Origin of the sequence: Burkholderia sp. Bp9015 (assembly GCF_003853505.1) — a bacterium.
In the GTDB taxonomy this organism is placed as follows: domain Bacteria; phylum Pseudomonadota; class Gammaproteobacteria; order Burkholderiales; family Burkholderiaceae; genus Burkholderia.
In genome coordinates this window covers 141,354-161,695 of the sequence record NZ_QTPZ01000012.1, presented here as the reverse complement: position 1 = coordinate 161,695, position 20,342 = coordinate 141,354, and the positions used below count along the sequence as shown (strand labels likewise).

General features: G+C 67.2%; 19 protein-coding genes and 1 tRNA gene. 11 read left to right on the top strand and 9 right to left on the bottom strand.

What is annotated here, in order from left to right; translation table 11 throughout:
• Window positions 1–42: 42 nt before the first annotated feature.
• The gene (locus DIE12_RS15535) at window positions 43–1,098 is read right to left on the bottom strand and encodes a putative 2-aminoethylphosphonate ABC transporter substrate-binding protein (protein WP_124520569.1); all 1,056 of its coding nucleotides are present in this window, start codon (window positions 1,096–1,098) and stop codon (window positions 43–45) included.
• A 217-nt stretch (window positions 1,099–1,315) separates the two neighbouring features.
• Between DIE12_RS15535 and phnA the strand changes: the two genes are divergently transcribed.
• Window positions 1,316–2,554, top strand: a complete 1,239-nt coding sequence (phnA, locus tag DIE12_RS15530) for a phosphonoacetate hydrolase (protein WP_124520568.1) — start codon at window positions 1,316–1,318, stop codon at window positions 2,552–2,554.
• A gap of 27 nt (window positions 2,555–2,581) precedes the next feature.
• Window positions 2,582–4,036 carry a phosphonoacetaldehyde dehydrogenase gene (gene phnY, locus DIE12_RS15525; RefSeq protein ID WP_124520567.1) on the top strand — a complete coding sequence of 485 codons (1,455 nt, stop codon included), beginning with the start codon at window positions 2,582–2,584 and terminating at the stop codon, window positions 4,034–4,036.
• A 90-nt stretch (window positions 4,037–4,126) separates the two neighbouring features.
• On the opposite strand, the gene DIE12_RS15520 is transcribed toward phnY, so the two are convergent.
• Window positions 4,127–4,402, bottom strand: coding sequence for a hypothetical protein (locus tag DIE12_RS15520; protein ID WP_124486715.1), 276 nt, complete (start codon window positions 4,400–4,402; stop codon window positions 4,127–4,129).
• Window positions 4,403–4,728: 326 nt separating this feature from the next.
• Here DIE12_RS15520 and DIE12_RS15515 point away from each other — a divergent pair, with 326 nt between their 5' ends.
• Genes DIE12_RS15515 through DIE12_RS15505 form a run of 3 tightly spaced genes read left to right on the top strand, consistent with a single transcriptional unit; the run spans window position 4,729 to window position 6,961 of the window.
• Entirely contained in the window at window positions 4,729–5,511 is a 783-nt protein-coding gene (locus DIE12_RS15515; RefSeq protein ID WP_124520566.1) for an amino acid ABC transporter substrate-binding protein, read from the top strand.
• Between the two features lie 14 nt (window positions 5,512–5,525).
• Complete coding sequence (locus tag DIE12_RS15510; protein ID WP_044847337.1) at window positions 5,526–6,206, top strand: amino acid ABC transporter permease; 681 nt, start codon at window positions 5,526–5,528, stop codon at window positions 6,204–6,206.
• Window positions 6,203–6,961: an amino acid ABC transporter ATP-binding protein gene (locus DIE12_RS15505; protein WP_124486713.1), complete on the top strand. Its 759-nt coding sequence runs from the start codon at window positions 6,203–6,205 to the stop codon at window positions 6,959–6,961. Before DIE12_RS15510 ends, DIE12_RS15505 begins: the two co-directional genes overlap by 4 nt.
• Window positions 6,962–6,990: 29 nt before the next feature.
• Here the strand turns inward: DIE12_RS15505 and DIE12_RS15500 are convergent, their stop codons facing one another.
• Window positions 6,991–7,806 carry an alpha/beta fold hydrolase gene (locus DIE12_RS15500; protein WP_124520565.1) on the bottom strand — a complete coding sequence of 272 codons (816 nt, stop codon included), beginning with the start codon at window positions 7,804–7,806 and terminating at the stop codon, window positions 6,991–6,993.
• 81 nt (window positions 7,807–7,887) lie between these two features.
• On the opposite strand from DIE12_RS15500, the gene DIE12_RS15495 reads away from it, so the two are divergent.
• The gene (locus DIE12_RS15495) at window positions 7,888–8,502 is read left to right on the top strand and encodes a CGNR zinc finger domain-containing protein (protein ID WP_124520564.1); all 615 of its coding nucleotides are present in this window, start codon (window positions 7,888–7,890) and stop codon (window positions 8,500–8,502) included.
• A 42-nt stretch (window positions 8,503–8,544) separates the two neighbouring features.
• On the opposite strand, the gene DIE12_RS15490 is transcribed toward DIE12_RS15495, so the two are convergent.
• Both DIE12_RS15490 and DIE12_RS15485 read right to left on the bottom strand, forming a co-directional pair.
• A complete protein-coding gene (locus tag DIE12_RS15490) occupies window positions 8,545–9,594 on the bottom strand; it encodes a DUF3592 domain-containing protein (protein WP_124520563.1) in 1,050 nt (349 codons plus the stop codon).
• A 190-nt stretch (window positions 9,595–9,784) separates the two neighbouring features.
• Window positions 9,785–9,860: transfer RNA gene (locus DIE12_RS15485), tRNA-Lys, on the bottom strand.
• Between the two features lie 191 nt (window positions 9,861–10,051).
• Between DIE12_RS15485 and DIE12_RS15480 the strand changes: the two genes are divergently transcribed.
• Together DIE12_RS15480 and DIE12_RS15475 are read left to right on the top strand one after the other, a co-directional pair.
• Window positions 10,052–10,456: a PaaI family thioesterase gene (locus tag DIE12_RS15480; protein WP_044847342.1), complete on the top strand. Its 405-nt coding sequence runs from the start codon at window positions 10,052–10,054 to the stop codon at window positions 10,454–10,456.
• Between the two features lie 8 nt (window positions 10,457–10,464).
• Entirely contained in the window at window positions 10,465–11,331 is an 867-nt protein-coding gene (locus DIE12_RS15475; RefSeq protein WP_124486709.1) for a patatin-like phospholipase family protein, read from the top strand.
• Window positions 11,332–11,410: 79 nt separating this feature from the next.
• Here the strand turns inward: DIE12_RS15475 and DIE12_RS15470 are convergent, their stop codons facing one another.
• A complete protein-coding gene (locus tag DIE12_RS15470) occupies window positions 11,411–12,424 on the bottom strand; it encodes a D-2-hydroxyacid dehydrogenase family protein (protein ID WP_044847344.1) in 1,014 nt (337 codons plus the stop codon).
• A gap of 425 nt (window positions 12,425–12,849) precedes the next feature.
• Here DIE12_RS15470 and DIE12_RS15465 point away from each other — a divergent pair, with 425 nt between their 5' ends.
• Window positions 12,850–13,899: a LysR family transcriptional regulator gene (locus DIE12_RS15465; protein ID WP_124520562.1), complete on the top strand. Its 1,050-nt coding sequence runs from the start codon at window positions 12,850–12,852 to the stop codon at window positions 13,897–13,899.
• A 135-nt stretch (window positions 13,900–14,034) separates the two neighbouring features.
• Here the strand turns inward: DIE12_RS15465 and DIE12_RS15460 are convergent, their stop codons facing one another.
• The 3 genes from DIE12_RS15460 to dprA form a co-directional block, all read right to left on the bottom strand.
• Window positions 14,035–16,632: a DNA topoisomerase III gene (locus tag DIE12_RS15460; RefSeq protein WP_044847346.1), complete on the bottom strand. Its 2,598-nt coding sequence runs from the start codon at window positions 16,630–16,632 to the stop codon at window positions 14,035–14,037.
• A 193-nt stretch (window positions 16,633–16,825) separates the two neighbouring features.
• Window positions 16,826–17,206: a thioredoxin family protein gene (locus DIE12_RS15455; protein ID WP_124520561.1), complete on the bottom strand. Its 381-nt coding sequence runs from the start codon at window positions 17,204–17,206 to the stop codon at window positions 16,826–16,828.
• 36 nt (window positions 17,207–17,242) lie between these two features.
• Complete coding sequence (gene dprA, locus DIE12_RS15450; protein WP_409364552.1) at window positions 17,243–18,520, bottom strand: DNA-processing protein DprA; 1,278 nt, start codon at window positions 18,518–18,520, stop codon at window positions 17,243–17,245.
• 230 nt (window positions 18,521–18,750) lie between these two features.
• On the opposite strand from dprA, the gene def reads away from it, so the two are divergent.
• Window positions 18,751–19,254: a peptide deformylase gene (gene def, locus DIE12_RS15445; RefSeq protein WP_057924826.1), complete on the top strand. Its 504-nt coding sequence runs from the start codon at window positions 18,751–18,753 to the stop codon at window positions 19,252–19,254.
• Between the two features lie 34 nt (window positions 19,255–19,288).
• Window positions 19,289–20,281, top strand: a complete 993-nt coding sequence (fmt, locus tag DIE12_RS15440; RefSeq protein WP_124486706.1) for a methionyl-tRNA formyltransferase — start codon at window positions 19,289–19,291, stop codon at window positions 20,279–20,281.
• Window positions 20,282–20,342 lie beyond the last annotated feature (61 nt).

Below are 20,342 nucleotides of genomic sequence, written 5' to 3'. Positions count from 1 at the left end.
GCGTGTCGCGGCCCCGCTGCCTGGTGCGGCGTTATCGCCGCGTCATTGCTGTGCTTTCGCCCCGTAGCGCTTCTGCCAGGTATCGAGGATCGACTGACGGTTCTTCGCCGACCACACGAAGTCGTTCTTCACGAGCAGGTCCGCGTAGTTGTCGGGGATGCCGGCCAGCTTGCGCGCGACGCCCGGGTACGCGACGATCGCCCACCAGCGCGCGGTGATCTGGTTCGCGTCCTTGCTCGCCATGAAGTCCGCGAGTTTCTTCGCGGCGTCGGGCTGCCTGGTCGTCTTCATGATCGCGGTGCCTTCCATGTCCCAGCCGAGCCCTTCCTTCGGGAACACGAGATCGATCGGCGCGCCCTGCGCCTGCAGTTCATGACCGCGGAACTCGAACGAGATGCCGATCGGGAATTCGCCGGTGCCGGCGAGCGTGCACGGCTTCGAGCCCGAATGTACGTACTGCGCGACGTTCTTGTCGAGCGCGTCCATGAATTTCCAGCCGCGGTCGTCGCCGAAGGTCTGCAGCCACGCGGTGACGTCGAGATAGCCGGTGCCCGACGACACCGGGCTCGGCATCACGATCGCGCCTTTGTAGACCGGCTTCGTCAGGTCTTCCCACGACGTCGGCTTCGGGATGTTCTTCGCCTGCGCGGCGACGCGGTTGTAGCAGATCGTCGCGCCCCACACGTCCATGCCGACCCAGTGCGGCGGCGTGTTCGCGTCGCTGTACTTGCGCGTGAGCTGGTCGAAGCCCTTCGGCGCATACGGCATCAGCATCCCCTGCAGGTCGAGCAGCGTGAGGCTCGATGCGGCGAGGCCGAGGATGACGTCCGCGCGCGGGTTGTTCTTCTCCGCGAGCAGCTTCGCGGTGACCGAGCCGGTCGAGTCGCGCACCCAGCGGATCTCGATGTCGGGGTTCGCTTTCTCGAAGGCGTCCTTGTAGGGCTTCATCGCCTCGTCCTCCAGCGCGGTGTAGACGAGCAGCGACGTCTTCGCATGCGCCGCCTGCGCCGCGCCGAGCGCGACCGCGGCGGCCAGCGCGACGCGCGCCGCGCCCGTCGCCCATGCATTGAAACGCTTCTGTACCGGCACTTCGTTCATCTTCAGACCCCTTGACCGTGGCGCCGCGGCATGCGGCGGATGAGTGGAGACCAGCCCTCTTCGTACTGCCTCGTGTTTCCGTCTTTTGCTTTCTGTTCTCTGCATGTTGTTGACAATCTACAAATCATCAATTTTAATGTCAAGCATGGAAAACACCTCCTCGGCGCGGCGCGGGCGCCGACAGCTCAACCCCTTCGAACCGAAAGGACTGAACGTCATGACTGAAACGCCTGTATCCGTGGAAGTGAACGGCCGCCGCTACAACTGGATGCGCCGCCCCGTGGTGGTGGTCTGCGTCGACGGCTGCGCCTATGAGTATCTCGAGATGGCGGCCGAGGCCGGCGTCGCGCCGTTCCTGCGCACGCTGCTGAAGCCGGGCACGGCGCTCAAGGGCGAGTGCGTGGTGCCGAGCTTCACGAACCCGAACAACCTGTCGATTGTTACCGGCGTGCCGCCGGCGATCCACGGGATAAGCGGCAACTACTTCTACGATCGCGACACCGGCGCCGAGGTGCTGATGAACGATCCGAAGTACCTGGTCGCGCCCACCGTGCTCGCGACCTTCGCGGAACAGGGCGCGCGCGTCGCGGTCGTCACCGCGAAGGACAAGCTGCGCCGCCTGCTGGGCAAGGGGCTCAAAGGCATCTGCTTCTCGTCGGAGAAGGCCGACGAGGCGAGCCTCGAGGAAAACGGCATCGACAACGTGCTCGAGCTGGTCGGCAAGCCGGTGCCGAGCGTGTACAGCGCGGACCTGTCGGAGTTCGTGTTCGCGGCCGGCGTGCGCCTGCTCGAGACGCGCCCGATCGACCTGATGTACCTGTCGACGACCGATTACGTGCAGCACAAGTGCGCGCCCGGCACCGACGGCGCGAACGCGTTCTACCAGATGATGGACGCGTACCTGAAGCGGCTCGACGAACTCGGCGCGATCGTCGCGATCACGGCCGACCACGGGATGAACGCGAAGCACGACGGCGAGACCGGCGAGCCGAACGTGATCTATCTGCAGGAGCTGTTCGACGACTGGCTCGGCCACGACGCGGCGCGCGTGATCCTGCCGATCACCGATCCGTACGTCGTGCACCACGGCGCGCTCGGCTCGTTCGCGACCGTCTACGTGCCGGACGACGCCGATCCCGACGCGCTGCGCGCGCGGCTCGCCGCGGTGGACGGCATCGAGGTCGTGCTGACGGGCGCCGAAGGCTGCGCGCGCTTCGAGCTGCCGCCCGAGCGGATGGGCGACCTGATCGTGATCTCGAAGCAGGACGTCGTGCTCGGCACGCGCCGCATCAAGCACGACCTGTCGGGCCTCGACGTGCCGCTGCGCTCGCACGGCGGGATCTCCGAGCAGATCGTGCCGCTGATCTTCAGCAAGCCGGTCGCGACCGACGTCGCGGGCCGCGCGCGGCTGCGCAACTTCGACATCATCGACATCGCGCTCAACCATCTGCAGTGACGCGGACGCATCCGCCAGGAGACACTCATGAACGCCATTGCAGCATCGACGAAGGTTCGCACGGTTCATCGTGAAGCACTGCGAATCGATGGTGAAAGGATTCAGCGCGATGCGGTGATCGAGGTACGCAACCCGTACGACGGCTCGCTCGTCGGCACCGTGCCGAAGGCGACGCTCGACGACGTGCGGCGCGCATTCGCGGTCGCGCGTGCGTACCGGCCGTCGCTCACGCGCCACGAACGCGCGGCGATCCTGCGCCGCGCGGCCGACATCGTGCGTGCGCGCACCGCCGGGATCGCGGCGCTGATCACGGCCGAGGCCGGCTTGTGCATCAAGGATTCGACGTATGAAGCCGGGCGCGTGGCCGACGTGCTCACGTTCGGTGCGGGCGAAGTGCTGAAGGACGACGGACAGATCTTCTCGTGCGATCTGACGCCGCACGGCAAGAAGCGCCGCGTGTACACGCAGCGCGAACCGCTGCTCGGCGTGATTTCCGCGATCACGCCGTTCAACCATCCGATGAACCAGGTCGCGCACAAGGTCGTGCCGTCGGTCGCGACCAACAACCGGATCGTCGTGAAGCCGTCGGAGAAGGTGCCGCTGTCGTGCTACCTGTTCGCGGACATCCTGTATGAAGCCGGCCTGCCGCCGCAGATGCTGCAGGTGATCACCGGCGACCCGAAGGAGATCGCCGACGAGCTGATCACGAATCCGGCGATCGACCTGATCACGTTCACCGGTGGCGTGTCGATCGGCAAGTCGATCGCGGCGCGGATGGGCTACCGGCGCGCGGTGCTGGAACTCGGCGGCAACGATCCGATCATCGTGATGGAGGACGCCGATCTCGACGAAGCGAGCACGCTGGCGGTGTCGGGTTCGTACAAGAACTCGGGGCAACGCTGCACCGCGATCAAGCGGATGCTCGTGCACGAGGCGGTGGCCGATCGCTTCACCGAGCTGGTCGTCGAGAAAACCCGCGCGTGGGCCTACGGGAACCCGGCCGATCCGTCGGTCGACATGGGCACCGTGATCGACGAAGCGGCCGCGAAGTTCTGCGAGCAGCAGGTGAACGACGCGATTGCGCGCGGTGCGCGGCTGCTGGTCGGCAACGTGCGCGACGGCGCGCTGTATTCGCCGACGGTCGTCGATCGCGTGACGCCCGACATGCCGCTCGTGAAGTACGAGACGTTCGGGCCCGTGTCGCCGATCATGCGTTTTCGCGACATCGACGAGGCGATCCGGATGTCGAACAGCACCGACTATGCGTTGTCGTCGTCGGTCTGCACGAACCGCTTCGACAGCATCACGCGCTTCATCACGGAGCTGGAAGTCGGCAGCGTGAACGTGCGCGAGGTGCCGGGCTACCGGCTCGAGCTGACGCCGTTCGGCGGCGTGAAGGATTCGGGCCTCGGCTACAAGGAAGGCGTGCAGGAGGCGATGAAGAGCTTCACGAACACGAAGACCTACTCGCTCCCGTGGTAGGCGGTGTGTGATGCACACGCGCCGGCTCGAAGGCCGGCGCGTGCAATTTCCCCATGGCGGGAGGCGGCCGTGACGGCCGCCTCGCGACGGTCAATCGTCGTCGTGATGGTGATGACGCCAGCCGCGATGCCAGCCGTTGTCGTGCCGGTAGTAGCGGTAACGGTATTCGCCGTAGTACGGGCCGTAATAGACCGGCGCCGGCTCGTACACGACGGGCGGCGGCGGCGCGTAGTAGACAGGCGGCGGCGCCTCGATCACGGGCCCCGGCACGCCGAAATACACGCCGACGTCGGCACGCGCGAACGCACTTGCCGACAGGCAGGCGGCCGCGATGCCGACGGCACTGGACAACAGGATGCGTCTCATTTGCCGTTCACTCCGTCCGCGGGGACCAGGCCCGCGAGCAATCGTTTTACCTGCCTTCATGGTACGTAGCGCATGCCCAATGGGTGATACCGCAGTGTCGCTTCTGTAACCGCAGGTAACGGTTCGTCAGACGATCGCCGCGCTGCATCGCGTGGGATTTCGTCTGCGGAATGGGCGCGGCTCGCCGGCGCGTTATTCGACGCGCTCATATCGTTAGCGGATTTGCGTTTTTGCCGGATATCGGCGCGTCGGTAGAATTCGCGGACCTCTCGCGCGGCCGTTCGGGCCGGCGGGTCCACTCCCTTCCATCGTTCGGGGTCCGCACCATGAAATTCCTTCGCTCCATCCTGGTCGTCGCATTGCTGCAGGCCACTGCCGTCACGAGCGCGCTGGCGGCCGACGATCTCGCGCAGATCAAGTCGGCCGGCGTGTTCCGGGTCGGCACCGAAGGCACGTACGCGCCGTTCACGTATCACGATGCGTCGGGCAAGCTGACCGGCTTCGACGTCGACATCGCGAGCGCGATCGCGCAACGGCTCGGCGTGAAGGCGGAGTTCGTCGAAGGCAAGTGGGACGGGCTGATCGCGGGCCTCGACGTGAACCGCTATGACGCGGTCGTCAACGAAGTGTCGATCACCGATGCGCGCAAGGCGAAATACGATTTCTCGACGCCGTACATCACGTCCCGCGCGGTGCTGATCGTGCGCGCGGACAACACGTCGATCCGCTCGTTCGACGACCTGAAGGGCAAGAAATCCGCGAACACGCTGACCAGCAATTTCGGCAAGCTCGCGGCCGCGCACGGCGCGGACGTGGTGCCCGTGCAGGGCTTCAACGAATCGATCGACCTGCTGAGCGCGGGACGCGTCGACGCGACGATCAACGATTCGCTGTCGTACCTCGATTTCCGCAAGCACAAGCCCGACGCGAAACTGAAGATCGCGGCGACCGACACGAGCGGCGCCGGCGATGCATCGGGCGTGCTGCTGCGCAAGGGCAGTCCCGCGCTGGTGGCGGCGATCGACAAGGCGCTCGCGGACATCAAGGCCGATGGCACCTACGCGAAGATCTCGCAGAAGTACTTCGGCCGCGACGTGTCGCAGCCGTGACGCGAGGCTGACCGATGCCGCCCTGGCTGCACTTGATGGCGGAATCGCTGCGGCCCCTGCTGGTGGCAGGGCTCGTGTTCACGGTTCCGCTCACGCTCGCGTCGTTCGCGATCGGCCTGCTGCTCGCGTTCGGCGCGGCGCTCGCGCGCCTGTTCGGGCCGCGCTGGGCGCAGGCCGCCATACGTTTCTACATCTGGCTGTTTCGCGGCTCGCCGCTGCTCGTGCAGCTGTTCGTGATCTTCTACGGACTGCCAAACGTCGGCATCGTGCTCGATCCGCTGACCGCCGCCGTGATCGGCTTCTCGCTGAACGTCGGCGCGTACAACGCCGAGGTGATCCGCGGCGTGATCGAATCGATCCCGAAAGGGCAGTGGGAAGCCGCGTACTCGATGGCGATGACGCGCGCGCAGGCGCTGCGCCGCGCGATCCTGCCGCAGGCCGCGCGCGTCGCGCTGCCCGCGCTGTCGAATTCGTTCATCTCGCTGGTAAAGGACACGTCGCTCGCGGCCGTGCTGACCGTTCCCGAGATCTTCCAGGCCGCGCAGCGCATCGCGGCCGTCACCTACGAGCCGCTGATCCTCTATACCGAAGCCGCGCTGATCTATCTGCTGTTCAGCTCGGTGCTCTCGTCGCTGCAGCGTCGGCTCGAGCTGCGCTTCGGGCGCCATGCGCTGTTCCATGCGGAGTTGCGATGATCCGTCTCGAACGCATCGACAAGTCGTTCGGCGCGCAGCGCGTGCTGACCGGCATCGACCTCGCATTGCAGCCCGGCAGCGTGACCGCGTTGATCGGGCCGTCCGGCAGCGGCAAGAGCACGCTGCTGCGCTGCGTGAACCTGCTCGAAGTGCCGGAGGCGGGCGCGCTCACGGTCGGCGACGCCCGCATCGACTTCGCGGCGGGGCGCCGCCCGTCGCGCGATCACGTGTTCGCGGTGCGCCGTCAGACCGGCATGGTGTTCCAGAACTTCCAGTTGTTTCCGCACCTGAGCGTCGTGCAGAACGTGATGGAAGGGCTCGTGACCGTGCAGCGCTGGCCGCGCGAGCAGGCGCGCGAACGGGCGCTCGCGTTGCTGGACAAGGTCGGTATCGCCGACAAGGCCGACGCATGGCCCGCGACGTTGTCGGGCGGCCAGCAGCAGCGCGTGGCCATCGCACGCGCGCTCGCGCCGTCGCCGCAGGTGTTGCTGTGCGACGAGCCGACGTCCGCGCTCGATCCCGAATTGTCCGTCGAAGTCGTCGAAGTGCTGCGCCAGCTCGCGCGGGAAGGCACGACGATGCTGATGGCCACGCACGACCTGCGCCTGGCTGCGTCGGTCGCGCACGATGCGGTGTTTCTCGCGGATGGCCGCGTGGTCGAGGCCGGTGCGTCGCGCGAGCTGTTCGGGCGGCCGCGCGATCCGCGCACCGCGAAGTTCGTCGCGACGCTCGCGCAGGGCGTGCCGGCCTTCTGATTTGCTACGCTACGCGGCTGCGTGGGCGATCAATCCTGTCCGTGCGCGTCGAGCACCGCGGCGACGATCGCCTCGGGCGCATCCTCCTGGACCAGGTGCCCCGCGCGCGGCACGCGGATCAGCTTTCCGCCCGTGATGCGATCGGCGAGCGCCTGCCCCTGTTCGCGCGGAATCCACGCGTCGTCCTCGCCCCACACGATGCGCACCGGAAAGTCCGGCGGCGCATAACGGGCCTCGGCTTCCTCGATATAGCGTTGGCGCATCTGCGCGATCTGCCGATAGAACGCCGGCTGGCCGGCCGGCGTGAGCCACGGCGAGCGGTAGATCGACAGCACGTCGTCGCTCAACGGCCGTGCGACCGCATTGCCGATATAGGCCGACACGAGTGCGTGATGCGCGTACGCCGGCAGCCCGGTGAACGCGGCTTCGTGCTGCGCGACGTGACGCACGAACGGCGAGCCTTGCGGCGCGATCGCGACGGGGTTCACGAGTGTCAGGTCCGAATACGCGATACCGTCGAGGAAATGCGCGCGCAGCACGGTTGCGCCGCCGTAGTCGTGCGCGAGTACGCGCGGGCGTGAAAGTTTCCATTCGGCGAGCAGCGCGCCGAACAGCACGTTCTGCCGGCCGAGCGAGACGTCCGTGTCGGGCATGTCCGACTGGCCGTAGCCGAGCAGGTCGTAGAAGAACACGCGATGACGCCGTGCGAGCCACGGCGCGATGCGGCGCCACACCTGCGACGAGAACGGCGTCCCGTGCACGAGCACGAGCGGCGGCCCTTCGCCGAGCGTGCCCCATGCGATCCGGTGACCTTCAAAATTGTAGCGATTGGCGAGCTCGAGCATCGGCGCCTCCGTGCTAACCTGTTTTGGTTGTTAACAGGTTACGCCTGTTCGCTCGGATGTGAAACCGATAGGTGAAAATAAATGGTTACTCGACACGAGCCTGCGCGAGCGGCGCATACATGGCGTGCGGCCGATTTCGTCGGCGGCCATCCGGCGCTCGATTTCCTGAACACGGTGGCCGACACGGGCAAGACGCGCGATGAGGACAAACTCGTCGACTGGCCGGCCGTGCGTGCCTGGGCCGGGAAGTCGGGGTTGCTGGCGGAGGCCGACCTGACGCGGTTTCTGCGTCATCCCCGGCAGGACGGCGCGGACGAACTCGTCGCGCTGCACGGTTTTCGCGAGGATGCGTATGCGGCGCTCGCGCACCTGACCGCCGGCGAAGGCGGCAGTGCCGGCGCGCGAGCGGCGGACCGGCTCGCCGAGGCGATTCGCGATGCGATCGGGCGCAGCAGATTCGACGCGGTCGACGGCCGCTTCGCATGGCGGCCCGATGCGCGCGCCGCGTCGCGCTGGATCGACGCGGCCGCGCTCGGGTTCGAGCATCTGCTGCGCGGCGACGATTTCGCGCGCGTGCGCCAGTGCGGCCGCTGTACGTGGTTCTTCGTCGATCGCGGCCGCGGCGTCGGACGCCGCTGGTGCGACATGCGCACGTGCGGCAACCGAGCGAAGGTGGAGGCGTTCAGGGAGCGGTGAAGCCGTGGTCGCGACGTTGACGGCCCGGTTTTTCCGCGTTCGTCATTCGGCGAGTTCGTGCGGCCGAGGCTCGGGCCACAGCGCCCCGACGACGAACAGTCCGGCGACGAGGAACGGCGCGCCGATCGCGAACAGGATGGCCGTGAGCCCCCACCGGTCCCAGAACCGGTCGATGACCGCGCGCTCGGGCGTGACGGGGTCGTACAGCACGTCGACCACCTCGCCTTCGTACAGTCCGGGGCGCGACGAGGTCGAGCCTTGCGCGAACGTGACGGGGCGGCCGCTGTCGGTCGTGAACGCGATGGTCGCCGAATAGAGCGACGTGCGCGTGCGGGACGACTGGGCGGTTTCGGCGATCTCGACGACATGGCCGGTCGAGTGCGCGTAATGGCGGGCGATCTGCCACTGGCGCAGCCCGGCGGCGCCGGCGCCGGCCAGGAAGCCGGTGCCGATCGCGATCGGAATCAGCACGATCGCGATGTTCCAGCGGCGCCGGACCCCTGTGCGGGCGGCCGGCGCGGGCAGCGCGTCGGCCTGCCGGCCGCGGCGCGCACTCACATACAGCAGGCTGCCGATCGCCAGCGATGCGACTGCAAGCAGCGCCGGCACCGCGACGGGCAACCAGCGTTGCGTGAAATCGTCGATCAGTGCGGGACGGTTCGGATGGGCCGGATCGACCAGGACGTCCACGCTTTCGCCGATGTCGTAGGCCGGGACCACCGATGCGGTATTGCCGGCGACTTCGCGGCGGCGGCCGTCGTTCGCCAAATAGGCGACGATCGGGCGGTATGCACGCATCGCGTCGCTGTCCTGCACGATGCGCACGACCGTGCCCGGCGTACGGATCAGGTCGCCGGCCGCATGGCTCGCGGTGACGGCGAGCATGGCTGCGACCACGAGCAGCGCAACGCCGAGCGCGAGTGCGACGAGCGCGTCCTTACGCGGCATGGCCGGATCCGTAGTGCGCGTCACGCGACGGGCCCGGATGCGATCGGGGGAAGGAGGCGACACGATGTGCGTGCCGTTGTCGGCGTGACCATGCCCTCTGAATGGTCGCGTCTCGTTCACATGATTCCATGTCTGACGTCCCATGCTCTCTCAGTGCCGGCGGCGATACGGCGATCGCCGTCCCGGTCGTGTGATATTTTGTCGGACGATTCTAGCGGAAAGTACCTCGGCGAGGCATCAATGTGATTGCGTGTCGCGAGGAGGGGCCGAGGCCGGGCGGCGCCGGAAATGGAAAAAGGCCGGTCAGCTTGCGCTGACCGGCCTTTGGAATTCCTGGTGGGGCGTGAGTGACTCGAACACTCGACCTACGGATTAAGAGTCCGCTGCTCTACCAACTGAGCTAACGCCCCCAACAGAAGAAAGATTATGCCCGTGTATTTTGGACTTGGCAAGCCCTTTCTGCGAATTTCCTCAAAATATTTCGTGGCGGCGACGGCCGCCGTCGCCGCGGTAATGAGCCATCGCAGTTGGCGCGCTCCCGGTATGATGACGTCCACACCCGTTGCGCGGCGGTCGCGCAACGTTTTCTGGACATTCGAAGATGGACGAAAACGCAGTCCGCGAATTGCTGGATCGCCTGCTGGCCCCGTGGGTCCGCTCGCTCGGTCTGGTCCCCGTATCGATCGGCGACGACAGCGTCACGATGCGCCTGCCGTTTTCCGGCGAATTCCGTCATTCGGGCGGGGTCATCTGCGGCCAGGTGTTCACGGCCGCCGCCGACACCGCGATGGTGGTCGCGATCTCGGCCGCGCTCGGCGAGTTCCGGCCGATGACCACCGTCTCGCTGAACACGAACTTCATGCGTCCGGTGCGCAAGGGCGACGTGCTCGTCACCGCGCGCGTGCTGCGGATGGGCCGCAACCTGGTATTCGGCGAAGTCGAGCTGTTCGACGAGGACGGCAAGATGGCCGTTCACGCGACGTCGACCTACGCGCTCGTCAGCTGAGCGGCGCCATGTTCGACCAGATCGTCTTCGCGGGCGGCGGCAATCGCTGCTGGTGGCAGGCCGGCTTCTGGGACGTCGCGCAGCCGGCGCTCGGCCTGCGCCCGCGCGTGATCGCGGGGATCTCGGCCGGCGCGGCGACCGCCTGCATGCTGTATACACGCGACGCCGCGTGGGTGATGCGCTATTACGAGGAAGCGCTGCGCCACAACCGCAAGAACGCGTACTGGGGCAACCTGTTCGGCCGCGAGCCGGTGTTTCCGCATTACCGGATCTACCGTCAGGCGCTGCTCGACATCTACGGCGAGCCGTTCGCGCGGCTCGCCGACGCGCCGGAGATCCGCATCGGCGTGTCGCACGTGCCGCGCTGGCTCGGCGCGCGCAGCGCGGTCGCCGCGGGCCTCGTCGCATACAACATCGAAAAGTACCTGCGCAAGACGCTGCACCCGACGCTCGGGCGCACGCTCGGTTTCCGGCCCGAGTTCGTGCGCGCGCAGGCGTGCGCGAGTGTCGAGGAACTCGCCGACCTGATCCTGCAGTCGTCGTGCACGCCGCCGTTCACGCCGGTGCTGCGCCGCGGCGGCCGGCCGGTACTCGACGGCGGGATGGTCGACAACGTGCCGGTCGACGCGCTCGACACGTCGCCGGGCGACGTGCTGGTGCTCGTCACGCGGCTGTATCCGCGCCCGCAGATGTTCACGGTCGCGCACGGCGACCAGCGGCGGCTGTATGTGCAGCCGTCGAGCAAGGTGCCGATTTCGAGCTGGGATTACACGAGTCCGTCGCAGATGCGGCATGCATACGATCTCGGACGGCGCGACGGCGAGCATTTCCTCACGCGCGTCGACGCAATGACGGGCGGCCGCGTGGCCGCCTGAAGGCGGGGAAGGCGGGAAGCCCGGCAGCAGAGCCGCGCGGCGAGCGCGGCCCGTGCCGGTCAGCACCGGTCGGAGTCGGTCAACGCACGCGGCGCGGCGTCAGCGCTTCCGGATTGACGACGCTCGACATATCGCCCTGGTCGAACGCGAGGATGTTCTTGAACGCCGCGCTGAAATAGAGCTCATAGCTTTCGCGCTCGACGTAGCCGATGTGCGGCGTGCAGATCACGTTTTCCATCCGCAGCAGGCTGTAGCCCTGCAGGATCGGCTCGCTCTCGAACACGTCGATCGCGACCATCCCCGGACGGTTGTGCGACAGCGCGTTGACGAGCGCGTTCTCCTCGAGCAGCTCGGCACGGCTCGTGTTGACGAGCAGCGACGTCGGTTTCATCCGCATCAGGTCTTCCTGCTTGACGATCCCGCGCGTGTCGTCGTGCATGCGCAGGTGCAGCGACAGCACGTCGCTCTGCTCGAACAGCGCTTCGCGGCTCTCGGCGGCCGTGTAGCCGTCGGCGCGCGCGGCCTCGAGCGAATGCTCGCGGCCCCAGATCAGCACGTTCATCCCGAACGCCTTGCCGTAGCCGGCGACCAGCCGGCCGATCTTGCCGTAGCCCCAGATGCCGAGCGTCTGGCCGCGCAGTACCTGGCCGAGGCCGAAGTTCGGCGGCAGCGCCGACGTCTTCAGGCCCGACTGCTGCCACGCACCCTGCTTCAGGTTCGCGACGTATTGCGGAATGCGGCGCTGGGCGGCCATCACGAGCGCCCAGGTCAGCTCGGCGGGCGCGACCGGCGAACCCGTGCCTTCGAGCACCGCGATGCCGCGGTCGGTACACGCTTCGAGGTCGATGTGGCTCGAGATGCGGCCGGTCTGGCTGATCATGCGCAGGTTCGGCAGCTTGGCGAGCAGTTGCGACGAAATCGGCGTGCGCTCGCGAATCAGCACGAGCGCCTCGACTTCCGCCAGGCGGCTCGCGAGTTGCCCCAGGCCGCGTACCGTGTTGTTGAAGACCTTCACGTCGTGCTCGGCGAGCATCTCGAAGCAGTTCAGCTTGCGGACGGCGTCCTGGTAGTCGTCGAGGATGGCAATTTTCATGATCAGCGGGAGTCGCGCGTTGAAAGCGGCAGCGGCGGCGGCGCAGGTCGCGCACCCGTCCCGCCCGGCCGGGGCCGACATGATGCTACGTCGGCGCACGTCGTGGTGTCTTTTTAACAGGTTGTTACGCTCCGCCGCAATCGGCGCCGGCCTGAGCCGGCGCCGCTCCCCTCGGACGCGTCGGGATGCGATGTTGTGTCGCATCAGACACGTCCTTTCTGATTCGGCAGCTTACCGGAGGAGGTTCACCCAATTGTTGCTTCAATCAGAATAATTGGATCATCCATTCGCGATGAGTGAGGATTTTTGACTATTTTTATCGTCAAGGCGGCCCTTGTTGAGCAACTCTGCATCATTTCCGCTGTCGTAGGAGAATTACGCATTTGCTTCAACTTTTTGAAGTTGTAACAGCGGCAGGAGTCGTTATGGATCATTTGCAGTCGATGCGCGTGTTCGTCAAGGTTGCGGATCTCGGCAGTTTCGCGCGGGCCGCGAGTGCAATGGATATTTCCAACGCGGTCGCGACGCGTCACGTCGCCGATCTGGAAGGCCGGCTCGGCACGCGCCTGCTGAACCGCACCACGCGCAGCCTTTCGCTGACGGAGTCGGGCCAGGTCTATCTGGAGCGGGCGCGCCAGATTCTCGATGAGCTCGAGGATGTCGAGCAGATGGTCGTCGCGCGCAATCACGAGCCGGTCGGCACGTTGCGCATCGTCGCGCCGGTCGTGTTCGGCCTGCACAACCTTGCGCCCGTCCTGCAGTCGTACACCGAGAATTTCCCGAAAGTGGTGCCGGATCTGACGCTGGTCGACCGCCAGGTCGATCTCGTCGAGGAAGGTTTCGACGTCGGCATCGTCGTGACGCGCCAGATGCGCAGCGCGAGCATCGTCACGCGTCGGCTGACCACGGGCTGCATGACCGTGTGCGCGACGCCGAGCTACCTGGAAAAGCACGGCGTGCCGACCCATCCGGAGCATCTCGCCGAACACCCGGCGCTGAGCCTGCCGACCGAATACTGGGGCGACGAGCGCGTGTTCACCGGGCCCGACGGCGAAGTGCGCGTGCGCCCGACCAACGTGATCGTCGCGAACAATACCGCGATGCTGCGCCAGTTCGCGCTGCTCGGGATGGGCGTCGCGATCCTGCCCAGCTACCTGATCGGCAGCGACATCGCGCGCGGCGCGCTGGTCCGGCTGCTGCCGGATTTCCGGCTGCCGCAGGTCGAGATCAACATCGCGTATCCGAGCCGGCGCCACCTGCCCGCGAAGGTGCGCACGTTCATCGACCACCTCGTCGAATATTTCAGCCACTCGACCGACGCGATGATGGGCGAACAGTGGGCCGCACAGAGCGCGGCGCCTGCGCCGATCGGCGTCGAGATGCGTGCCGAGCCGCCCGGGTCGACCGACCCGAACCTGCAGCCGCGGCTCGCGCGTTCGCCGCGCGCGCGCGTCGCGGTGCCGTCGCCGCTGTAACGGCGCGGCGGCCGCGCACCGGCACGGCCGGCAGCAGGCACCAAGAAAAAACGCGGATCGAGTGATCGATCCGCGTTTTTTTATCGACGGTTCACCGGCGTACTGCGGGCCGGGCAGACCCCGGCGCTTGGTGCGTCAGGAGCCCGTCTTGCGCGCCGTCGTCTTGCGGGCGGCGGTCTTGCGCGCCGGTGCCGGTTTCTCGTCGGCGCCTTCCGTCACGGTTTCGGCGTCCTTCGTCGCCGATTTTGCCGTCTTCTTCGCGGCCGCGGCCTTCGGTTCCTTCTTCTCGAACTCGAAACCGATCTTGCCGTCCGGCTGCTTCACGAGGAATGCCTTGAAGTTGCGGCCCGTGCGCGACGACTTGAAGTTCGGCAGCAGATCCGTGCGGCCGTCGGCCAGCAGTTTCGCCATCTGCTCGCGCGTGATTTCCTGCTGCAGGATCACCTTGCCCGAACGGAAGTCGCAGGTCTTCGGATTCGCGACCGAGTGCTCGCACACATAGCTCATCCCGTGCTCGAACACGCGGCCCTTGCACTTCGGGCATGCGCCGACCGGTTCCTGCGCGGAGAAGTCGGGCGCTTCGCCTTCCTCGCCGCCCTGGTCCTGGCCGAAGTCGAACTCGAGCTTGTAGTTCTTCGTTTCGTCGTCGAACGAGAGCTTCAGGATCGCCGAGAACGGACGGCCCATCTTGCTGCGGAAGCCGGACAACGGGCCGATGGTTTTTTCCCGCAGCAGCTCCTCGACTTCCGCGATCTCGAACTGCCGGCTGCCCGGAATCTTCGAGATCGAGAACTCGCACTTCGTGCATGCGAAGCGGCGGTAGTTTTCCTTCACCTGGCCGCCGCAGTTCGGGCACGGCGTCTCGAGCGTCGCGTAATCGCCGGGGATCGTGTCGGAATCGTATTCCTTCGCGCGCTTGACGATCTGCTGCGTCATGCGGGCGATTTCCTGCATGAACGCGTCTCGCCCGAGGTTGCCGCGCTCCATCTGCGACAGCTTGTATTCCCATTCGCCAGTGAGCTCGGGCGCGGTCAGCTCCTTCACGCCGAGCCCGCGCAGCAGCGTCATCAGCTGGAATGCCTTCGCGGTAGGGATCAGCTCGCGGCCTTCGCGCACGAGATACTTCTCGCCGAGCAGGCCTTCGATGATCGCCGCGCGCGTCGCCGGCGTGCCGAGGCCCTTCGCGGCCATCGCCTCGCGCAGCTCGTCGTCCTCGACGAGCTTGCCCGCGCCTTCCATCGCGGACAGCAGTGTCGCTTCCGAGTAGCGTGCGGGCGGCTTCGTGACGAGCGCGACGGCGGCGATCTCGTCCGTCTTCACCTTCTCGTCCTTCTGCACCGGCACGAGGTTCGCGTCCGCGCCTTCGGCGTCGCGGCCGTACACCTGCAGCCAGCCCGGCTCGACGAGCACCTTGCCTTCGGTCTTGAAGTGATGGCCGGCGACTTCGGTGATCCGCGTCGTGACGCGGAACTCGGCCGCCGGGAAGAACACCGCGAGGAAGCGCTTCACGACCATGTCGTACAGCTTCTGCTCCGGCTCGGACAGCGACTTCGGCGCCTGCAGCGTCGGGATGATGGCAAAGTGGTCGCTGATCTTCGAGTTGTCGAAGATCCGCTTGTTCGGCTTCACCCAGCCCTTGTCGAGCACCTGCTTCGCATGCGGCAGGTAGTTGTGGCTCTCCTTGAGCATCTCGAGCGTGGACTGCACCGTCGAAATGTAGTCTTCCGGCAGCGCGCGCGCGTCGGTACGCGGGTACGTGAGTACCTTGTGCTTTTCATACAGCGCCTGCGCGAGGCCGAGCGTGTTCTTCGCGGAGAAGCCGAAGCGGCTGTTCGCTTCGCGCTGCAGGCTCGTCAGGTCGAACAGCAGCGGCGACAGCTGGGTCGACGGCTTCGATTCCTCGGACACCGTGCCGACCTGGTCGCGGCACGCGGCGACGATCGTTTCGGCGGCCGGCAGGCTCCAGAGGCGCGAGTCGCGCTTTTCCGGATCGAATTCGTCGCGCTTGAATTTCGGGTCGAACCACTTGCCTTCGTAGAAGCCGCCCGCGCATGCGAACTCGGCCTTCACTTCCCAGTAGTCGCGCGGGATGAAGCGGCGGATTTTCTCTTCACGTTCGACGACGATCGACAAGGTTGGCGTCTGAACGCGGCCGACGGTCGTCAGGAAGAAGCCGCCGCCCTTGCTGTTGAACGCGGTCATCGCGCGCGTGCCGTTGATCCCGACCAGCCAGTCGGCTTCCGAGCGGCAGCGTGCGGCGTCGGCGAGCGGCTGCATGTCCGAGTCGGTGCGCAGGTGCGCGAAACCGTCGCGAATCGCCTGCGGCGTCATCGACTGCAGCCACAGGCGCTGGACCGGCTGCTTCGCCTTCGCGTGCTGCACGATCAGGCGGAAAATCAGCTCGCCCTCGCGCCCCGCGTCACATGCGTTGATCAGGCGATCGACGTCCTTGCGCTTCATCAGCTTGGTCAGGACTTTCAGGCGCGACTCGCTTTTTGCGATCGGATTCAGGTCGAAATGCGGGGGGATGACGGGCAGATGAGCGAAGCTCCATTTCCCGCGCTTGACCTCGTACTCTTCCGGGGCGGCGATTTCCAGCAGGTGGCCGACCGCGGACGACAGGACGAATTCGTCGCTCTCGAAGTATTCGTCATGCTTGGTAAAGCCGCCCAAAGCGCGCGCGATGTCGTTCGCGACAGAAGGCTTTTCCGCAATGATCAGAGCTTTGGACATGACAGATGTGTGTTGGTAGACCGGGTTCGCCGGCGTGGGTCCCTTTTACGACGGCTTTATAGCACACGCCGCAGCGACGGCGGCTCGGCGTGCAAAAAGCGGCTCATCATAGAGGGGGGGCGCAACGGCGGCAAGCGCGCCCGGCGCGGCGGCACGCGCAACGGCGCGAAAAGCCGCCCGGCCGGTGCGCGGTTCACGCCTCGACGTTCAGGATATTGCGCAATTTCGGTGCGTGCGGCGCGCCGGGCACGGCGCTCAAGTCGGACAGCATCCGTTCGACGATCGTCGCGTGCGGCAGCACCGTGCCGAAGAAGCGCGCGGTGTTCGCGTCCTCGATCAGGATCGTCGGGAAATTCTCGACGTCGAGATCGTCGAGCCGGTCGGCATGGGTTTCGATGTCGATCCACGCGAAGCAGGCGTCGGGATGGCTATCGGCGAGCTGGTCGAAGGCCGTCCGGTAGTCGCGGCAAGTGCCGCACCACTCGGCGCACAGGCAGGCGACCAGCAGCGTGTCGGGATCGGCGAGGCGCTCGGCGATCCGATCGGCATCGGTGTCGAGATTCAGCGCGGGCATGGAATTCCTTGGGTAGCGTCGGCGGCACGGGCCGCCCTATGCGGGGGACTGTAGCACGCCGGACGCGGGCGGAGTGGGCGCCACGTCAAGCCGCGCGAAGCGTCCGCCGGGCACGCTCGCGACGCGGCCGGCCAGTTCGAGCGCGAGCAGCGCGCGGTGCAGCGCGTCATCCGACAGGCCGCTGTGCTCGGCGAGCCACTCGTAAGTAACGGGGCCGTATCCCAGTGCGGCGAGCACGGATCGCTCGGTCGGGTTGTCGGGCGGCACGCCTTCGTTTGCGGCCGATGCGATGGATGGAACGGCGCAATCCGGTTTCCCGACATGCTCACCCGCGCGTCGCCCCAGCGTGCCGGATGTTTCGCCGTTATCGGGGCGCGTACCCGAATTCGCCGCGGCGTGGGCGGTGTGCGCTGCCGGTTTGTCCAGCCCGTACTCCTCGAGCACGTCGAGCGGTGTCGCGGTGAGCTTCGCGCCGTCGCGGATCAGCGCGTGGCAGCCCTGCGCGAGCGGCGCGTGGATCGAGCCCGGCATCGCGAACACGTCGCGGCCCAACTCATTCGCGAGGCGTGCGGTGATCAGCGAGCCGGAGCGCGGCGCGGCTTCGACGACGAGCACGCCGAGCGCGAGCGCGGCGATCAGCCGGTTGCGCTGAGGGAAATGCGACGCCCGCGCGGGCGTGCCGAGCGGCCATTCGGACAGGATCACGCCGCGCGCGGCAATGTCGTGCGCGAGCGTGCGGTGCCGCGCCGGATAGACGAGATCGGTGCCCGTCGCGATCACCGCGACCGTGCCGGCGCGGCCGTCGAGCCCGCCGCGATGCGCGGCGCCGTCGATGCCGAGCGCGAGGCCGGAGACGATCGCGAGCCCCGCGTCGGACAGCGCATGGGCGAAGCGCGTGGCGTCGGCGAGCCCTTGCGGCGTCGCATGGCGGCTGCCGACCACGGCGAGCCCGCGTGCGTGCAGCAGGTCGAGCCTGCCCTTTACATATAGCAGCGGCGGCGGGTCGTGCAGGTCGCGCAGCCGTGGCGGATAGACGGGATCGTTGAGCGTGACGATCGCGTTGCCCGGTGTATCGAGCCATGCCAGTGCGGCGTCGGTGCAGGCGTCGAGGTCGTCCCGCTCGCTGGCGCGCACCGCCCGCGCGGCGGCGGCGCTGCTCGCCGCGCCGATGGCCCGGTCGGACGCGGCGAGCAGCGCCGCCGGCGAGCCGAATGCGTCGAGCAACGCATGCAGCACGGCGGGTGAGATGCCCGGCGCATGCGCGAGCTGCAGCCACGCGCGCAATGCGGAAGTCGTCAGCGCTTGCGGCGACATGAGGTTCCCCTCGAACGCGGCGGCCAGCGGAGCGCGTGGCGCCATGATAAAATTTTCATCATCCGAAATACTCGACAGGGCCGCGCGCACGAGCGCCCGGCCAATTGCAGGAGGCATGACCCGCGGCGTTGATATGCCGCGCGTCTGCCTCATCTTCATTGCATCCCGGCGGCGGCGCCAGCCGGCCGGATGGCCGATGCGGCACGCCGCTCCACCGAATACCGAACACCATGGCTTTGCTGAACATTCTTCATTACCCCGACAAGCGACTGCACAAGGTCGCGAAGCCCGTCGACAAGGTCGACGACCGGATCCGCAAGCTCGTCGCCGACATGGCCGAAACCATGTACGCCGCGCCGGGCATCGGCCTCGCGGCGACGCAGGTCGACGTGCACGAGCGCGTGATCGTGATCGACGTCTCCGAGGAGAAGAACGAGCTGCGCGCGTTCATCAACCCCGAGATCATCTGGTCGAGCGACGTGAAACAGGTCTACGAGGAGGGCTGCCTGTCGGTGCCCGGGATCTACGACGAAGTCGAGCGTCCCGACCACGTCCGTGTACGTGCGCTCAACGAGCACGGCGAGACTTTCGAGCTCGACTGCGAGGGCCTCCTGGCCGTGTGCGTGCAGCACGAGATGGATCACCTGATGGGGCGCGTGTTCGTCGAATATCTGTCGCCGCTGAAGCAGACCCGCATCAAGACGAAGATGAAGAAACTCGAACGCGCGATGTGACGCGCGTGTGCCCAGCCCGATCCCGAACGCTGTCATGACCCATACGTTGCGCGTGATTTTTGCCGGCACGCCGGAATTCGCCGCGGCCGCACTCGCCGCGATCCACGAGGCCGGTTTTCCGGTGCCGCTCGTGCTCACCCAGCCCGATCGCCCGGCCGGGCGCGGGATGAAACTGCAGGCGAGCGCCGTGAAGCGCTATGCCGTCGAGCACGGGATGCCCGTCGCGCAGCCGCCGTCGCTGCGCCGCGCGGGCAAGTACCCGGCGGAGGCGGCCGACGCGATCGAGCTGCTGCGCGCGACCCCGCACGATGTGATGGTGGTCGCCGCATACGGCCTGCTGCTGCCGCAGGAAGTGCTCGACATTCCGCGTGCCGGCTGCATCAACATCCACGCGTCGCTGCTGCCGCGCTGGCGCGGCGCCGCGCCGATCCACCGCGCGATCGAGGCCGGTGACGCCGAGACGGGCGTCACGCTGATGCAGATGGACGTCGGCCTCGACACCGGCGCGATGATCGAGGAAGCGCGCGTCGCGATCGCGTCCGACGACACGACCGCCACGCTGCACGACCGGCTCGCCGCCGACGGCGCGCGGCTGATCGTCGATGCGCTGGTGCGGCTCGAGCGCGACGGCACGCTGCCCGCCACGCCGCAGCCGGCCGACGGCGTGACCTATGCGGAAAAGATCGGCAAGCACGAAGCGGCGCTCGACTGGCGCAAGCCGGCCGACGTGCTCGCGCGCCAGGTGCGCGCGTTCGACCCGTTCCCGGGCGGCGTCGCCACGCTCGACGGCGCGGCAATCAAGCTGTGGGCGGCCGAGCCGGTGGCGGCGCGCGGCACGACTGTCGACATGGCGCCCGGCACGATCGTCGAGGCTGCGCCGGAGGGCGTGGTCGTCGCCTGCGGCAGCGGCGCGCTGCGCGTCACGCAACTGCAGAAACCGGGCGGCAAGCGGCTGCCCGCGCGCGAATTCCTGGCCGGCTCGCCGCTCGCCGTGGGCCAGCGCTTCGCGTTGCCTGACGCGGCCTGAGCGTCATTCGACACGGCATCGCGTCCGCGCGCAATCGGCCGGATGGCCGAGTCGCGCAGCG

What these genes read in the sequence shown, in the direction of transcription:
- DIE12_RS15480 (WP_044847342.1), top strand. Translation starts at nt 10,052, where the DNA reads ATGGACGAAAACGCAGTCCGCGAATTGCTGGATCGCCTGCTGGCCCCG.
- DIE12_RS15520 (WP_124486715.1), bottom strand. Translation starts at nt 4,402, where the DNA reads ATGAGACGCATCCTGTTGTCCAGTGCCGTCGGCATCGCGGCCGCCTGC.
- DIE12_RS15515 (WP_124520566.1), top strand. Translation starts at nt 4,729, where the DNA reads ATGAAATTCCTTCGCTCCATCCTGGTCGTCGCATTGCTGCAGGCCACT.
- DIE12_RS15460 (WP_044847346.1), bottom strand. Translation starts at nt 16,632, where the DNA reads ATGTCCAAAGCTCTGATCATTGCGGAAAAGCCTTCTGTCGCGAACGAC.
- DIE12_RS15465 (WP_124520562.1), top strand. Translation starts at nt 12,850, where the DNA reads ATGGATCATTTGCAGTCGATGCGCGTGTTCGTCAAGGTTGCGGATCTC.
- DIE12_RS15510 (WP_044847337.1), top strand. Translation starts at nt 5,526, where the DNA reads ATGCCGCCCTGGCTGCACTTGATGGCGGAATCGCTGCGGCCCCTGCTG.
- DIE12_RS15490 (WP_124520563.1), bottom strand. Translation starts at nt 9,594, where the DNA reads ATGGGACGTCAGACATGGAATCATGTGAACGAGACGCGACCATTCAGA.
- fmt (WP_124486706.1), top strand. Translation starts at nt 19,289, where the DNA reads ATGACCCATACGTTGCGCGTGATTTTTGCCGGCACGCCGGAATTCGCC.
- def (WP_057924826.1), top strand. Translation starts at nt 18,751, where the DNA reads ATGGCTTTGCTGAACATTCTTCATTACCCCGACAAGCGACTGCACAAG.
- phnY (WP_124520567.1), top strand. Translation starts at nt 2,582, where the DNA reads ATGAACGCCATTGCAGCATCGACGAAGGTTCGCACGGTTCATCGTGAA.
- DIE12_RS15505 (WP_124486713.1), top strand. Translation starts at nt 6,203, where the DNA reads ATGATCCGTCTCGAACGCATCGACAAGTCGTTCGGCGCGCAGCGCGTG.
- DIE12_RS15500 (WP_124520565.1), bottom strand. Translation starts at nt 7,806, where the DNA reads ATGCTCGAGCTCGCCAATCGCTACAATTTTGAAGGTCACCGGATCGCA.
- phnA (WP_124520568.1), top strand. Translation starts at nt 1,316, where the DNA reads ATGACTGAAACGCCTGTATCCGTGGAAGTGAACGGCCGCCGCTACAAC.
- DIE12_RS15455 (WP_124520561.1), bottom strand. Translation starts at nt 17,206, where the DNA reads ATGCCCGCGCTGAATCTCGACACCGATGCCGATCGGATCGCCGAGCGC.
- DIE12_RS15470 (WP_044847344.1), bottom strand. Translation starts at nt 12,424, where the DNA reads ATGAAAATTGCCATCCTCGACGACTACCAGGACGCCGTCCGCAAGCTG.
- dprA (WP_409364552.1), bottom strand. Translation starts at nt 18,520, where the DNA reads ATGTCGCCGCAAGCGCTGACGACTTCCGCATTGCGCGCGTGGCTGCAG.
- DIE12_RS15495 (WP_124520564.1), top strand. Translation starts at nt 7,888, where the DNA reads ATGGTTACTCGACACGAGCCTGCGCGAGCGGCGCATACATGGCGTGCG.
- DIE12_RS15535 (WP_124520569.1), bottom strand. Translation starts at nt 1,098, where the DNA reads ATGAACGAAGTGCCGGTACAGAAGCGTTTCAATGCATGGGCGACGGGC.
- DIE12_RS15475 (WP_124486709.1), top strand. Translation starts at nt 10,465, where the DNA reads ATGTTCGACCAGATCGTCTTCGCGGGCGGCGGCAATCGCTGCTGGTGG.